The organism is Microbacterium sp., assembly GCF_043427715.1.
Lineage (GTDB): Bacteria > Actinomycetota > Actinomycetes > Actinomycetales > Microbacteriaceae > Microbacterium.
The window spans coordinates 13,923-27,660 of record NZ_JBHWTD010000011.1 but is presented as its reverse complement, the minus strand read 5'-3'; the positions used below and the strand labels follow the sequence as shown (position 1 = coordinate 27,660).

General features: G+C 70.8%; 15 protein-coding genes. 9 read left to right on the top strand and 6 right to left on the bottom strand.

Annotation, left to right across the window (positions count from 1 at the left end):
* Positions 1 to 170 precede the first annotated feature (170 nt).
* Complete coding sequence (locus tag ACHFGS_RS01250; RefSeq protein ID WP_394279737.1) at positions 171 to 350, top strand: hypothetical protein; 180 nt, start codon at positions 171 to 173, stop codon at positions 348 to 350.
* A gap of 6 nt (positions 351 to 356) precedes the next feature.
* On the opposite strand, the gene ACHFGS_RS01245 is transcribed toward ACHFGS_RS01250, so the two are convergent.
* Together ACHFGS_RS01245 and ACHFGS_RS01240 are read right to left on the bottom strand one after the other, a co-directional pair.
* A complete protein-coding gene (locus ACHFGS_RS01245) occupies positions 357 to 914 on the bottom strand; it encodes a nucleosidase (RefSeq protein WP_394279736.1) in 558 nt (185 codons plus the stop codon).
* Between the two features lie 101 nt (positions 915 to 1,015).
* On the bottom strand, positions 1,016 to 3,094 hold the full coding sequence (locus ACHFGS_RS01240; protein WP_394279735.1) for an NAD(+) synthase: 2,079 nt from the start codon (positions 3,092 to 3,094) through the stop codon (positions 1,016 to 1,018).
* Between the two features lie 104 nt (positions 3,095 to 3,198).
* On the opposite strand from ACHFGS_RS01240, the gene ACHFGS_RS01235 reads away from it, so the two are divergent.
* Entirely contained in the window at positions 3,199 to 6,681 is a 3,483-nt protein-coding gene (locus ACHFGS_RS01235; RefSeq protein WP_394279734.1) for a TM0106 family RecB-like putative nuclease, read from the top strand.
* Between the two features lie 143 nt (positions 6,682 to 6,824).
* Here ACHFGS_RS01235 and upp read toward each other — a convergent pair whose 3' ends face one another.
* The gene (gene upp / locus ACHFGS_RS01230; RefSeq protein WP_394289071.1) at positions 6,825 to 7,457 is read right to left on the bottom strand and encodes a uracil phosphoribosyltransferase; all 633 of its coding nucleotides are present in this window, start codon (positions 7,455 to 7,457) and stop codon (positions 6,825 to 6,827) included.
* A 31-nt stretch (positions 7,458 to 7,488) separates the two neighbouring features.
* On the opposite strand from upp, the gene tadA reads away from it, so the two are divergent.
* Entirely contained in the window at positions 7,489 to 7,962 is a 474-nt protein-coding gene (gene tadA / locus ACHFGS_RS01225) for a tRNA adenosine(34) deaminase TadA (RefSeq protein ID WP_394279168.1), read from the top strand.
* A gap of 6 nt (positions 7,963 to 7,968) precedes the next feature.
* Here the strand turns inward: tadA and ACHFGS_RS01220 are convergent, their stop codons facing one another.
* Complete coding sequence (locus ACHFGS_RS01220) at positions 7,969 to 9,081, bottom strand: alpha/beta fold hydrolase (RefSeq protein ID WP_394279169.1); 1,113 nt, start codon at positions 9,079 to 9,081, stop codon at positions 7,969 to 7,971.
* Between the two features lie 81 nt (positions 9,082 to 9,162).
* Here ACHFGS_RS01220 and proC point away from each other — a divergent pair, with 81 nt between their 5' ends.
* Positions 9,163 to 9,999 carry a pyrroline-5-carboxylate reductase gene (proC, locus tag ACHFGS_RS01215; protein ID WP_394279170.1) on the top strand — a complete coding sequence of 279 codons (837 nt, stop codon included), beginning with the start codon at positions 9,163 to 9,165 and terminating at the stop codon, positions 9,997 to 9,999.
* Between the two features lie 19 nt (positions 10,000 to 10,018).
* Here the strand turns inward: proC and ACHFGS_RS01210 are convergent, their stop codons facing one another.
* Positions 10,019 to 10,690, bottom strand: a complete 672-nt coding sequence (locus tag ACHFGS_RS01210; RefSeq protein ID WP_394279171.1) for a potassium channel family protein — start codon at positions 10,688 to 10,690, stop codon at positions 10,019 to 10,021.
* Positions 10,683 to 12,125 (bottom strand): TrkH family potassium uptake protein, encoded by a 1,443-nt coding sequence (locus tag ACHFGS_RS01205; protein WP_394279172.1) that lies wholly within the window; start codon positions 12,123 to 12,125, stop codon positions 10,683 to 10,685. Before ACHFGS_RS01205 ends, ACHFGS_RS01210 begins: the two co-directional genes overlap by 8 nt.
* 68 nt (positions 12,126 to 12,193) lie before the next feature.
* Between ACHFGS_RS01205 and ACHFGS_RS01200 the strand changes: the two genes are divergently transcribed.
* The 5 genes from ACHFGS_RS01200 to ACHFGS_RS01180 all read left to right on the top strand — a co-directional run bounded on the left by ACHFGS_RS01200 (position 12,194) and on the right by ACHFGS_RS01180 (position 13,736).
* Positions 12,194 to 12,601 (top strand): ArsR/SmtB family transcription factor, encoded by a 408-nt coding sequence (locus ACHFGS_RS01200; protein ID WP_394279173.1) that lies wholly within the window; start codon positions 12,194 to 12,196, stop codon positions 12,599 to 12,601.
* A 107-nt stretch (positions 12,602 to 12,708) separates the two neighbouring features.
* Complete coding sequence (locus ACHFGS_RS01195; protein ID WP_394279174.1) at positions 12,709 to 12,900, top strand: helix-turn-helix domain-containing protein; 192 nt, start codon at positions 12,709 to 12,711, stop codon at positions 12,898 to 12,900.
* Between the two features lie 81 nt (positions 12,901 to 12,981).
* Positions 12,982 to 13,080: a 30S ribosomal protein bS22 gene (locus tag ACHFGS_RS01190; protein WP_003792170.1), complete on the top strand. Its 99-nt coding sequence runs from the start codon at positions 12,982 to 12,984 to the stop codon at positions 13,078 to 13,080.
* Between the two features lie 102 nt (positions 13,081 to 13,182).
* Entirely contained in the window at positions 13,183 to 13,440 is a 258-nt protein-coding gene (locus tag ACHFGS_RS01185; protein WP_394279175.1) for a glutaredoxin family protein, read from the top strand.
* Positions 13,437 to 13,736 (top strand): Dabb family protein, encoded by a 300-nt coding sequence (locus ACHFGS_RS01180; protein WP_394279176.1) that lies wholly within the window; start codon positions 13,437 to 13,439, stop codon positions 13,734 to 13,736. Before ACHFGS_RS01185 ends, ACHFGS_RS01180 begins: the two co-directional genes overlap by 4 nt.
* Positions 13,737 to 13,738: the final 2 nt, after the last annotated feature.

The following is a 13,738-nucleotide window of genomic DNA, read 5'->3' as shown; positions in this document are numbered from 1 at the left end:
CCAGCCCCGCGTCGCCTGCGAGCCCCGCGTCGGCTGCCAGCGCCGGTTCGGTCGCGTCCGCCTCATCCAACTGAGCGACAGCCCTCCACCCCCCCGGAACAACGCCCCCGGCATCCGAAGCCGGGGGCGTTGTGGCGTCCGCTCAGGATGCGGTTCCGTAGGCTGGAGGCATGAACAAGGGCTCGCTGTGGACGATTCTCGGCGTCATCGCCGCCGTGGTCATCGCGTGGATCATCGTCGACATCGCACTGAAGGCGATCTTCTTCATCGCCAAGCTCGCCGTCGTGGTCGTCGTCGCGCTGATCGTCTTCCTGCTGCTGCGCTGGTTCTTCAGCCGCCGCAGCGTCTGACCTCGGTCAGACCGCGTAGAGCTCCCGCACCCGGTTCCGCAGCTGCGCGCTGCACGCGGCGACTGTCGCACGCCAGTCGGTGATCGCGTCGTCCTGCGCATTGTCGGAGACGGCCTTGAGCACCCGGATTGGCGTGCCGAACTGCTGCGCGACCCAGATGTAGGCGTACGTCTCCATGTCGACGAGCACGCCGCCGAGCTCGCGGATCGCGGCGACGGTCTCGGCATCGTCGACGAAGTGGTCGCCGGTCGCGATGACGGTGCCCTCGCGCTCGCCGACGGTCACCCGCGGTGGGAGGGACACGTGCTGCCCGGCGATGCCGGCGACGTCCGACACATCGTGCTGGATCGCGGCGACCACCTCGTGCACTCCGGTGATGCTCGGGTCGACCGACCCCGCGGTGCCGACGACGACGATCTCGTCGTACGACGCGGCATCCAGCGCGCGTGTCAGCGCGTAGGCCGCCCGCAGCTTGCCGGCGCCCGTGACCAGCCGGTCGAAGCCCTCGAGTTCAGCGGGGAAGGCGACGAGTTCGGAGTCCAGCGCGGCGACCAGGAGTTTCATGCCTCCATCATCCCATCCGGCTTCCTCGGCTCACACGCGTCAGGCCTGCGAGAGCCCGGGGCCGCCGCCGGTGCTGGCTCTCCCGAGCGAGCGGATGCCGCTCAGCCGAGCGCTGCGTCGAGCTCGGCGAGCCAGACGCGGGCGTTGCCGTCCGACGGCGCCCGCCAGTCCCCGCGCGGCGACAGCGAACCGGCCGCGGCGACCTTCGGGGCGTTGGGCACGGCGCTCCGCTTGAACTGCGCGAAGCCGAAGTAGCGCTGCAGGAACACCCGGAGCCACCGCACGATGGTCTCGCGGTCGTACGCGTACCGCTCGTCGGCGGGGAATCCGGGCGGCCAGGCGCCGGCATCCGGATCCGCCCAGGCCTGCTCCGCGAGGAAGGCGATCTTGGAGGGACGGAAGCCGAAGCGGAGCACCTGCGCGAGCGTGAAATCGTGCAGCGCGTAGGGGCCGATGGTGTCCTCGGTGGACTGCACCTTGCCGTCGGCGCCGGCCGGCACGAGTTCGGGGCTGATCTCGGTATCGAGCACCGACTGCAGCACCTCTTTCGCGCGGTCGGTCAGCGTCGTGCCGTCGTCGTCGCTGTGCGCGATGACCCAGCGGATGAGGTGCTGGATGAGGGTCTTCGGCACGCCCGCGTTGACGCCGTAGTGGGCCATGTGGTCGCCGACGCCGTACGTGGCCCAGCCGAGGGCGAGCTCGGACAGGTCGGAGGTGCCGATGACGATGCCGCCGTGCTGGTTGGCGAGGCGGAAGAGGAAATCGGTGCGGGCGCCCGCCTGCACGTTCTCGAAGGTCACGTCGTAGACCGGCTCGCCGTCGGCGAACGGGTGGTCGATGCCGCGCAGCAGCTCGGTGGCCATCGGGCGGATGTCGATCGTCTCGATCGTGACGCCGAGCGCCTCGGCGAGGGCGATCGCGTTGGACTTGGTGTGGTCGCTCGTCGCGAAGCCGGGCATCGTGTACGCGAGCACGTCGCTGCGCGGGCGACCCATCCGGTCCATGGCGCGGGCGACGACCAGCAGCGCGTGGGTCGAGTCGAGGCCGCCCGAGACGCCGATGACCGGCTTCGGCTGACCGATCGCGCGCAGGCGCTGCTCGAGCCCCGAGACCTGGATGTTGAAGGCCTCGTAGCAGTCGAGGTCGAGACGGGCGGGGTCATCAGGCACGAACGGGAAGCGGTCGAGCGGGCGGCGCAGCCCCGTGACGGATGCCGGGACACCGAGCCCGAACGACACGGTGCGGAAGTCCGCATCGACGGCGTCGGTGGTGATGCGCTGGGTGCGCCGGTTGTCGTCGAAGGTGCCTTGCCGGGCGCGGTCCTGGCGGAGCCGGTCGAGGTCGACGTCGGCGATCGCGTGTCGCGGCCCCTCCGGGAAGCGCTCGGTCTCAGCGAGCAGGTTGCCGCCCTCGTAGATCATGGTCTGGCCGTCCCACGACACGTCGTTCGTGGACTCGCCTTGGCCGGCCGCCGCGTAGACGTACGCGGCGAGGCAGCGCAGCGACTGCGACTGCACGAGGATGCGGCGGTCTTCGGCACGGGCGATCGTGATCGGGCTCGACGAGAGGTTCAGCAGCACGGTGGCACCGGCGAGGGCGGCCGTGGCGGAGGGGGACACCGGCACCCAGACGTCCTCGCAGACCTCGGCGTGGATGCGGAGGTCGGGGATGTCGACGGCCTCGAAGATGAGGTCCGGCCCGAACGGGGCGGAGATGCCGCCGCGGTCGAACCACTGCCCGACGGTGTCATCGCCAGGGGCGTACCAGCGTCGCTCGTAGAACTCGCGGTAGGTGGGCAGGTAGGACTTCGGCGCGATCCCGAGGATCTCCCCGCGGTGGATCGCGACAGCGCAGTTGTAGATGCGGTTGCCGTGGCGCAGGGGCGCGCCCACGAACAGCACCGGCAGGAGGTCGGCGGCCTCGGTCGCGATGCGCAGGAGCGCGGTCTCGACGGCATCGAGCACCGGGTCCTGCAGGACGAGGTCCTCGATCGAGTAGCCCGACAGCCCCAGCTCGGGGAAGACGGCCACGGCGACCCCGTCGGCGTCGAACGCGCGCGCCGCCTCGATCACGGCGTCGGCGTTGGCGGCCGGATCGGCCAGTGCCACCGGGACGGTGCAGGCGGCCACCCGCGCGTAGCCGTGCCGGTACGGGTTCTCGAAAGGCAGGTCCTGGGTCACCGCCCCAGTCTGTCAGGTGGGAGCGGCCGGATCACGGACGCGTTCGGACGAGGGCGGCGGGAGGAGTGTCCGGAGCCCCGGTTAGGGTCGAGGCGAGGGGTGAGATGCGATACATCAGTGACGAGGGCCGGATCATCTGGAGTGCGAGCGACCTGAAGGCCGCGGCCGAATGCGAGTTCGCGTGGCTGCGCGCGATCGATGCGAAACTCGGGCGCCTCGACGCGGTCGCCGACCCCGAAGACCTCACGCTCGAGCGAGCCGGACGCCTCGGCACGCAGCACGAGCACCGGGTGCTCGCCGGGTACCGGCGCTCGCACGAGGGCGCGGTCGTCGAGATCCCCGAGACCCGTTCCTCGGATGCCGACGGGCTCGCCGCCGCGGTCGCCGCGACGGGTGCGGCGCTGGCCGATCCTGCCGCCGAGGTCGTCTTCCAGGCCGCGTTCGCGACCGACGAGTTCGTCGGGTTCGCGGACTTCCTGGTGCGAGACGAGGACGGCCGCTGGCTCGTGCAGGATTCCAAGCTCGCCCGCCACGCGCGTGTCACCGCCCTGATGCAGCTGGCCGCCTACGTCGACCAGCTCGATCGTCTCGGCGTTCCGCGCTCGCCGTGGGTGGAGCTGCTCCTCGGCGACGGGACGACTTCGCGGCACGCCGTGCGCGATCTGATGCCAGTGTTTGCCCTGCGACGCGACCGGCTCCGCGCGCTGATCGCCGACCGCGACGTGGCGTCGGGCGCCGCGGGCGCCCCGATCGCATGGGGTGACGAGCGCGGGGGCCTGCGCGTCGTCGCCTGTGGACGCTGCGCGACGTGCGATCTCGAGGTCATCGCGCACCGCGACCTGCTGCTGGTCGCCGGGATCCGGCCCGTCCAGCGCGATCGCTTCCGCGCCGCCGGTGTCACGACGATCGACGACCTGGCCGCCGCCCGGGACGCTCCGCCGCGGATGTCCTGGGACACGTTCTCCAACCTCCGCACGCAGGCCCGCCTTCAGCTGGCCAGCCCCGCGGGCGGCGTCGAGACGACCCCCGCCCCTTCGACCGCACCGGCCGTCCCCACCTTCGACGTCGTCTTCCCGAAGGCGCTCGGCGCACTGCCGCGCCCGAGTCGCGGCGACCTGTTCTTCGACTTCGAGGGCGATCCGCTCTACACCGAGGGCCCGGCCACGGTCTGGGGCATCGACTACCTGTTCGGATGGGTCGACGACCAGGAGCAGTACACGGCGCTCTGGGCGCACTCGTTCGCCGACGAGAAGACCGCGCTGGTGGAGTTCCTCGCGTTCGTGAAGCTTCGCCGGCAGACCCACCCCGACCTGCACATCTACCACTACGCGCCCTACGAGCCGAGCCACCTGCTCGCCATGGCCGCCCGTCACGGCGTCGGCGAGGCCGACGTCGACCGGCTGCTCGCTGAGGGGGTGTTCGTCGACCTGTATCCGATCGTCCGACGGGCGCTGCGGGTCGGCTCGCGCAGCTACTCCATCAAAAAGCTCGAGCCGCTCTACATGGGCACCGAGGTGCGCACGAGCGACGTGCAGCGCGGCGACGACTCGATCGTCCGGTACGTGGAGGCCCGCGCGCTGCAGGATGCCGGGGACGCGGCATCCGCTCAGGAGATCTTCGACGATCTCGCCGACTACAACCGCTACGACTGCGTCTCGACCCGGCGCCTGCGGGACTGGCTCGTCGACCGGGCTCGCGAGGCGAACCTCGTCCCGTCGCGCGCGGCCGACGCCGGGGAGGTCGTCTACGAACCGTCGCACCGCGCCGAGGCGCTGTCACGGCTCGCCGCCGACGCCCCCGACGAGCTGACGGCGCAGGCGCTCCGGCTCGGAGCCGCGGCCATCGACTACTACCCGCGCGAGGCGAAGACCTTCTGGGCGACGCACTTCCTGCGGCTGCGGGAGCCGGTGTCAGTCTGGGAGGACACCCGCGACGTCGTCGTGGTCGACCGCGACCGCTGCCGAGTCGTCACCGACTGGCACCTGCCCGAGGGCGCCCGCGTGCACCGCCGCGTCGTCGAGATTCGCGGCGACCTCGCCCCCGGGACGCGGCTCGTCGAGGGGCAGAGCCCGTATGCCGTGTACGAGGTCCCGGCGCCGTTCCCGATCGAGACGAGCCCGCGCTGGATCCACGCCGCGCGGACGGTGAAGGTCGTCGACGTGCTGGACGACGGCGTGGTGATCGAGGAGAACGCGTACCAGGGATTCACGTGGCAGGAGCTGCCCGTCGCGCTCACGCCGCAGGCGCCGCCGATGGCCGGGAGCCAGCAGGCAGCGATCGACGAGTGGGCGGACGGCGTGCTCGCGGCGGGCGGCGATCTGCCGGCCGACCCCGCGAGCGACCTCCTGCTGCGTCGGCAGCCGCGTCTGACCGGTGGTGCCGCGCTCCCGCGCACGGGCGATGACATCGACGACATCGCCGCTGCCCTCGTCGCGTTGCAGGACAGTGCGCTGTCGGTGCAGGGGCCTCCCGGTACGGGGAAGACCTACGTCGGCTCGCACGTCGTCGCCCGGCTCGTCCGCGAGCGCGGTTTCCGTGTCGGGGTGGTGGCGCAGTCGCACAACGTCGTCGAGCACATGCTGGATCGGATCGTGGATGCCGGGGTGCCGAAGGCGCAGGTCGCGAAGGCGCCGAAGGGCCCGGCGACCGGCGCCGAGTCGTTCACCGTCATCGCGAAGAACGGCATGGCGCCCTACATCGCCGAGCAGCAGGCGGGTTTCGTGGTCGGCGGCACCGCGTGGGACCTCGCTCACGCCGGCCGGATCGGCCGTCGCAGCCTCGATCTGCTCGTCATCGACGAGGCCGGGCAGTTCTCGCTCGCATCGACCATCGCGGTGTCGATGGCCGCCTCGCGGGTGCTCCTGCTCGGCGACCCGCAGCAGCTCCCGCAGGTGAGTCAGGGCACGCACCCCGAGCCGGTCGACACGTCGGCGCTCGGGTGGGTCATGGACGGCGCCTCGGTGATCCCCCCGGAGCGCGGCTACTTCCTCGCGCAGACCCGGCGGATGCGTCCCGAAGTCGCCGCGCCCGTCTCCGAGCTGTCGTACGCCGGACGCCTCGCGGCGCACCCCGATACCTCAGTGCGAACGCTCGACGGCGTGGCATCCGGGGTCATCACCGTGCCGATGGCGCACACGCGCAATGCGACGCAGTCGCCCGAAGAGGCCGAGCGGGTCGTCGAGCTCGTCCGCGGGCTGCGCGGTCGGACGTGGAACGACGGGACGGGGGCGCGCCCGCTCACGGACCGCGACATCATCGTGGTCACGCCGTACAACGCGCAGCAGGTGCTCGTCGAGGAGGCCCTCGCCGCCGCCGGCTTCGGGGACGTGCGCGTCGGGACCGTCGACCGCTTCCAGGGGCAGGAAGCCGCGGTCGTGATCGTGTCGCTCGCGGCGTCATCCGGTCGCGATGCGCCGCGAGGGCTCGAGTTCCTGCTGCTGCAGAACCGGATCAACGTGGCGGTGAGCCGCGCTATGCACACCGCGTACATCGTCTACAGCACCGGACTGCTCGACGACCTGCCGCGCACCCCCGAGGGCGTCGCCCGCCTCAGCGCGTTCGCCCGGCTCGTCGGCGTGGGCGCCTAACCTGCGGCGCGCGCTGGCGAAGCGTGCGAAAGTGCAAGGGATTCCGCGGACACGCCGGGCCGCGGCATCCGCTCGACGGCGTGTCGCGCTGGATCCGTTGCAGTCAAGCACGCCGCTCGGATGCCAGGGCGCGGGGCGTCGCGTCAGACCGTGCCGTACAGGCGGTCGCCGGCGTCGCCGAGACCGGGCACGATGTAGCCCTTCTCGTTGAGGCGCTCGTCGAGCGAACCCAGCACGAGGGTGACGTCGCGGTCGCCGACCTGCTTCTCGATCGCCGCGAGCCCCTCGGGGGCGGCGAGGATGCAGACGGCGGTCACGTCCTGCGCACCGCGGGAGAACAGGAAGTCGATCGCCGCGCCGAGCGAGCCGCCGGTGGCGAGCATCGGGTCGAGGACGAAGCACTGGCGGTCGCTCAGGTCGTCCGGGAGGCGCTCGGCGTACGTGTACGGCTCGAACGTCTCCTCGTTGCGGGCCATGCCCAAAAAGCCCACCTCGGCGGTGGGGAGGAGCTTCGTCATGCCCTCCAGCATCCCCAGGCCCGCGCGCAGGATCGGCACGACGAGCGGGCGAGGCTCACTGATCTTCACGCCGCGGGTGAGCGTGACGGGGGTCTGGATCTCGACCTCCTCGACACGCACGTTGCGGGTCGCCTCATAGGCCAGCAGCGTCATGAGCTCTTCCGTCAACTGACGGAACATCGGCGACGAGGTGCGCTCGTCGCGCAGCACCGTGAGCTTGTGGGTGATGAGGGGGTGGTCGGCGACGTGGACACGCATGGGTCCAGGCTACCGGGGCTACGCTGAGCGCGTGAGTCTGCCTGTCCGCGCCACCGATGAGATCGCCATGCGCCGGGCCCTCGAACTGGCCGACGAGGCCGCCGGGCACGGCGACGTGCCGGTCGGTGCCGTCGTCACCGCTCTCGACGGGACGGTGCTCGGAGAGGGGCGGAACCTGCGCGAGCGTGACGGCGACCCCCTCGCGCACGCCGAGATCGTGGCGCTGCGAGAGGCGGCATCCGCTCTCGGCTCATGGAACCTCGAGCACTGCACCCTCGTGGTCACGTTGGAGCCGTGCGTCATGTGCGCCGGAGCGATCCTGCAGTCTCGCGTCGGACGGGTCGTCTTCGGGGCGTGGGACGAGAAAGCAGGGGCCGCCGGATCGATGCACGACCTGCTGCGCGACCGCCGACTGCCGCACCGGGCCGAGGTCGTCGGCGGCCTCCACGCGGGCGATGCGGCCGCCCGGCTGTCGGCCTTCTTCGAGGCGCGTCGACGCCCCTGAGTCCGTTCAGTCCGACGAGCTGAGGATGATCGCCTCGGTGGGCGGCGCCGGGTCCTGCGGAGCGCCGATGTAGCCGATGAGCTCGAGCAGGGCGCGACGGAACTCCGCCGGACGCTCGAGGTGCGGGGAGTGGCCGACGCCGGGTATCGCGAGCTCGCTGACCTTGCCGCCGCCGTCCGCGTAGCGCTGCAGCACGTCGCGGGTCTGCGCCACCATCGGCTGCGCGGGAGCGACCTCCTCGCCGGGCCAGCCCGGCACGAGGCCGAGCGCACCGAGGTGGTTGAAGTCGTAGAACGAGGCGTCGGAGACGATCGCGTCGAGCTCGCCGTGCACCCAGAGCACCGGCGGCTTCTCGTCGAGATCGACGATCCCCGACACGTTGAAGTACCCCGGCGCGAGGGTGTTGAGCACACCGTTCTCGCCCGCGGCGAAGCCCGGCCAGTTCTCGCTCGTCTTCGCGTCTCCCGGGTAGTTGCCGGTGGCCGTCGAGGTGCTGAGCATCGACTCGACCCAGATGTCCTCGTACTCGGTCGTGTACCCCTCGGCGACGTAGCCGGAGCGGAAGACGCTCCGGGGCGAACTGGCCGCCTCGTCGGTCGTGTCGCGCTCGGTGAGGCGGCGCACGAACTCGGCGTTCGCCGCTCCGCCGCCGCAGCCGGCGTCGTCGTCGGTCAGTCGGGTGCCGTCGCGGCGGGTGCCGCCGAAGCCGAACGGCGAGACGGGGGATTCCAGCGTGAGCGAGAGCGTCCGGTGATCGAGCGCGTACTGCATCACGACTCCGGCGCCCAGGCTCCAGCCCACGAAGTGCGCGGCGTCGATGCCGAGCGCGGTGAGGGCGGCGTGGATGTCGTCGCTGAAGTCCCGGACACCGCGGGTGGCGTCGATGGGCGCGTGCTCGGAGCCGCCGAATCCGCGGAGGTCGATCGCGATGACGCGCAGCTCCGCGGGCAGGTCCTGCATGAGCTCCTGCCAGAACAGGCTCGAGGAGACGTTGCCGTGGACCAGCACGATCGTCTGATCGGTGGAGGTGTCGGGCGAATCCCCGGAGCGCTCGAGGATGTTGACGCTCAGGCGGTCCGTGTCGATGATGCGGGACGTGATTCCGTCGAGGAGGGTCATGTCCCGATGATAGGCCTGCGACCCCGCACCGCCCCAGACCCTCCTCGCCCCGCGGCGGGTGTCGGATGCCAGGATGGACATATGACGCACCAGCCCCTCCCGACCGTCGCGATCCTCGGAGCAGGTTCGATGGGAGGTGCCATCGCCCAGGGCATCGCCCGCTCGGGGCAGGGCACGTCCGTCACCGTCACCAACCGCTCGGCCGCCAAGGCCGCCGAGCTCGCCGGGCTCCCGGGGGTCACGAGCCTCGCCCTGGCCGACGCCCCGACCGCGAACACCGACGCCGCGGCATCCGCCGACATCGTCCTCATCGGTGTGAAGCCCGCGATGGTGCCCGATCTCCTCCGCGAGATCGCCGGCGACCTCCGCCCCGGCACCCTCGTCGTGAGTCTCGCCGCGGGCGTCACGATCGCGACCTTCGAGGCGATCGTGGGCGATCAGATCCCCGTCATCCGGTCGATGCCGAACACCCCCGCCGTCGTCGGCGCGGCCGTCACCGGCATCGCCGGCGGCACCACCGCAACCGCCGAGCACCTCGCGCTCGTGCGGCGTCTGTTCGAGACCTGCGGTGCGGTCATCGAGGTCCCCGAGGCTCAGGTCGACGCCCTGTCGACGATCTCCGGCTCGGGACCCGCCTACGTCTTCCTGCTCGTCGAGGCGCTCACCGAGGCCGCCCGGGGCAAGGGCTTCAGCGAAGCGGACGCGCGTCTCATGGCGGAGCAGACCTTCATCGGCGCGGCCGCGCTGCTGGCGGCGTCGGGGGAGGACCCGGCCGAGCTCCGCCGCCGCGTCACGAGCCCCAAGGGCACCACCGAGCGCGCGATCGGCGTGCTGCAGACGGGCAACCTCGAGGGGCTGTTCGCACAGGCGACGGATGCCGCGTTGGCCCGCGCCCGCGAGCTCGCCGCCGGCGCCTGACGCGCGGCGCTGGCGGAGCTCAGCGGTCGAGCGCGGCGAACCGCTCGATGTCGGAATTCGTCCCCGACACGATGATGAGGTCGTGGTTGGTCACGACCGTGTTCGCCTCGGCGTAGCTGAACGGCTTGCCGGGGCTCTTCACCCCCACGACGGTGACGTGGTACTTCGACCGGACGCCGGACTCGTTCAGACCGACGCCGCGGATGAACTTGGGCGGGTACATCTTGGCGAGGACGAAATCGTCGTCGAACCGGATGAAGTCGAGCATGCGACCGCTGACGAGGTGAGCGACCCGCTCGCCCGCCTCCCGCTCGGGGTAGATGACGTGGTTCGCGCCGACGCGGGAGAGGATCTTGCCGTGCGACTGCGAGACCGCCTTCGCCCAGATCTGCGGCACCTTCAGGTCGACGAGGTTCGCGGTGATGAGCACCGACGCCTCGATCGAGGAGCCGACGGCGACGACCGCCACCTGGAAGTCCTGCGCGCCGATCTGCTTGAGCGCCTCGACGTTGCGGGCGTCCGCCTGCACGGCGTGGGTGACCCGCTCCGACCACTTCTGCACGAGGTCGAGGTTGTCGTCGATCGCGAGGACGTCGCGGTCGAGGCGGTCGAGCTCGCCGGCGCACGCGGCGCCGAAGCGGCCGAGTCCGATCACGAGGACGGGGGCGTCGCTGCGCAGCTGCTCAACCAACGATCGGCCTTTCGACGGGCAGCGAATAGAGCTGCGATCGGCTCGTCGCGGCCACCGCCGCGGCGAGAGTCACTGTACCAACGCGCCCCATGAACATCGTGGCCGCGAGGACGTACACGGCGGAGTCGGGGAGGCGTTCGGTGAGACCGGTCGTCAAGCCGACGGTCGCGAACCCGGAGATGACGTCGAACAGCACCTGATCGACGGGCGCGCGGGTGATGTGGCTGATGATGATCGTCGACAGGGCGCAGATGGTCGCTCCCCAGGCGACGACCGAGAGGGCGACGCGCTGCACGTCGCTCGGGATGCGGCGGCCGAACGCCGTGACGCTCTGGCGCCCCTTCGCCTCCGACCACACCGCGAGGGCGAGGATGGCGAGGGTCGTGACCTTGATGCCGCCGGCGGTCGAGGCCGACCCGCCGCCCACGAACATGAGCATCGAGCCGACGACGAGTGACGACCCGCTGAGGTCGCCGACCTCGATCGCGGAGAAGCCGCCCGAGCGCGTCATGGCGGAGAGGAAGAACGCCTGGAAGGTGGTGTCCCAGGCGTTCATCGCGCCGAACGTGCGCGGGTTGTCGTACTCGAGCAGGAGGAAGGCGGCGGCACCCGCGACGAACAGGGCGACGGTCGTGATGATCGTCAGCTTGGCGTGGAGCGTCCATTTGCGGACGTGCCAGCGGTGGCGCCAGAGCGCGAAGATGACCGGGAAGCCGATGGAGCCGAGGAAGACGCCCGCCATCAGCAGCGTCATGAACAGGTAGTTCTGCGCGAAGGGGTCGAGCCCTTCGGCGTTCGGGGTGAAGCCGGTGTTGGTGAAGGCCATCGCCGAGTAGTACGGCGCCTCCCACAGGGCGGTGATGGGCTCGACGCCGCTGGAGAGCATGGTCGGGTAGATGAGGATCGCGAGGACCCCCTCGATGACGAGCGTCGAGAGCGCGACCGTCGCGAGCATCTGACCGACCTCGCCCAGGCGCACGGTCTGGTCCTCGTTGACCGGGCCGCCGTGCGCGCGGAGCGGGTTGCTGTCGCCGGCGGCGATGAGCTTCGCGCGCAGGCCCAGGCGCTTGGAGATCACGAGTCCGAGGATCGACGCGAGCGTCAGAACGCCCATCGCGCCGACGTTCACGCCGACGTAGATGAGCACGTGACCGAACGGCGACCAGTGCGTCGCCATGTCGACGGTGGACAGGCCCGTCACGCAGATGGTGGAGACCGCGGTGAACAGCGCGTCGGCCAGCGGCGTCGCCCGCCCGTCGGCCGCCGCGATCGGCAGCGAGAACAGCGCGGTGAACAGGAGGATCAACGAGGAGAAGATCAGCACGGCGAAGCGCGAGGGGGAGGCGGTGGCGAGATCCTTCACCGCTTCGCGAGCGCGACGCCGCCACTCGGACGCGTCTCGCGGGACGCGCACGTCGACGGCCTTGCCCGCCATCTGGCGCCCCTTCCCGTTCGGACCGGTTGTCATGGTACTCCGGCGTCCGTGCGGGCTAACCTACCGTCATGGCGGACATCTTCGACGTGATCGCCGACGGTACCCGTCGGGACATCCTGCAGCTGCTGCGCGAGCGTGGCGAATCCACGCAGGACGGCACCAGTGTGTCGCAGATCGTGTCGACCCTCGGTGTCAGCCAGCCGACCGTCTCCAAGCACCTCAAGGTGCTGCGCGAGGCGTCGCTCGTGTCGGTCCGCGAGGTCGGACAGCACCGGTACTACAGCCTGTCGCCGGCACCGCTCGACGAGGTCGACGACTGGCTGCTCCCGTTCCTGACCACTGGGGACGACGACGCCGGATACACCCCGGTCGTCCTCCCCGAGTCGGCGGCTCACGCCGCTGAGGTGGTCGGGCGGGCCGCGGCATCCGCCAAGCACGCCGTCACGAGCGTCCTCAACAAGCTGCCCGGCCGCTGATCGCCCGCGATATCACGCGAATCACAGCAGTCACACCGGTTTACACGCGTCCCGCCGAACCCCTAGTGTTAGGTGATTCATCGCAGGGGACTCGTAAGGGGACACAGATGTCGGGCATCTCGGATGTGCGCTTTCTCACGGTCGCGGAAGTGGCCGACATCATGCGTGTCTCCAAGATGACCGTCTATCGCCTGGTGCACTCCGGCGAGCTCCCCGCGGTGCGCTTCGGACGCAGCTACCGCGTGCCCGAGACGGCGGTCACGGAAGCACTGCAACGGCCTATCGCCGAGGTCGGCTAGACTGATCCGAGGCATTTTTCCGTCTTGCCGTTCCCGGACGCGCTCACAGCGCGTCCAGACCCCGATCTAGTGAGGTTTACCGTGGGTTCAGTCATCAAGAAGCGCCGCAAGCGCATGGCGAAGAAGAAGCACCGCAAGCTGCTTCGCAAGACTCGCCACCAGCGCCGCAACAAGAAGTAACGCGGCACCGCAACACCGAGCGCCCCCGATCGGTCCGCCGATCGCCGGGGCGCTTCGTGTTGCCCGGCTCCGTCCTGCCCGGCGCGGGGGAGAATGGATGCCGTGACCGCGCTGACCCTCATCTCCAAGCCCGGCTGCCATCTCTGCGACGTGGCCCGGGAGATCGTCGACACCGTAGTGGCGGACCTGCCCGAGGACGCCGTCGAGATCGAGGAGCTGTCGATCGCCGACGACGCCGAGCTCTACGCTCAGTGGTGGGAGAAGATCCCGGTGGTCCTCATCGACGGCCGCCTGCACGCCCACTGGCGCGTCTCGCCCGACCGCCTGCGCGCCGCTCTCACCGAAGGACTGCCCGCATGATTCGTCACGTCGTCGTCTGGACCATGGCCGCCGAGGATGCCGAGACCCGCGCCGCGCACGCCGCCGAGGTCGCCCGCCTGCTGCGGGGGCTCGACGGGGTCGTCCCCGCGATCCGCTCGCTCACGGTCGGCACCAACGACCCCGCCGTCGCCGGCAACGCGGACGTCGCCGTCGTGATCGACGTCGACGACCTCGACGGACTGCAGGCCTATCAGACCCACCCCGCCCACCAGGAGGTCGTCGGGTTCATCCGGAGCGTCACCGGCGGACGCATGGCGGTCGACTTCACGCTCTGACC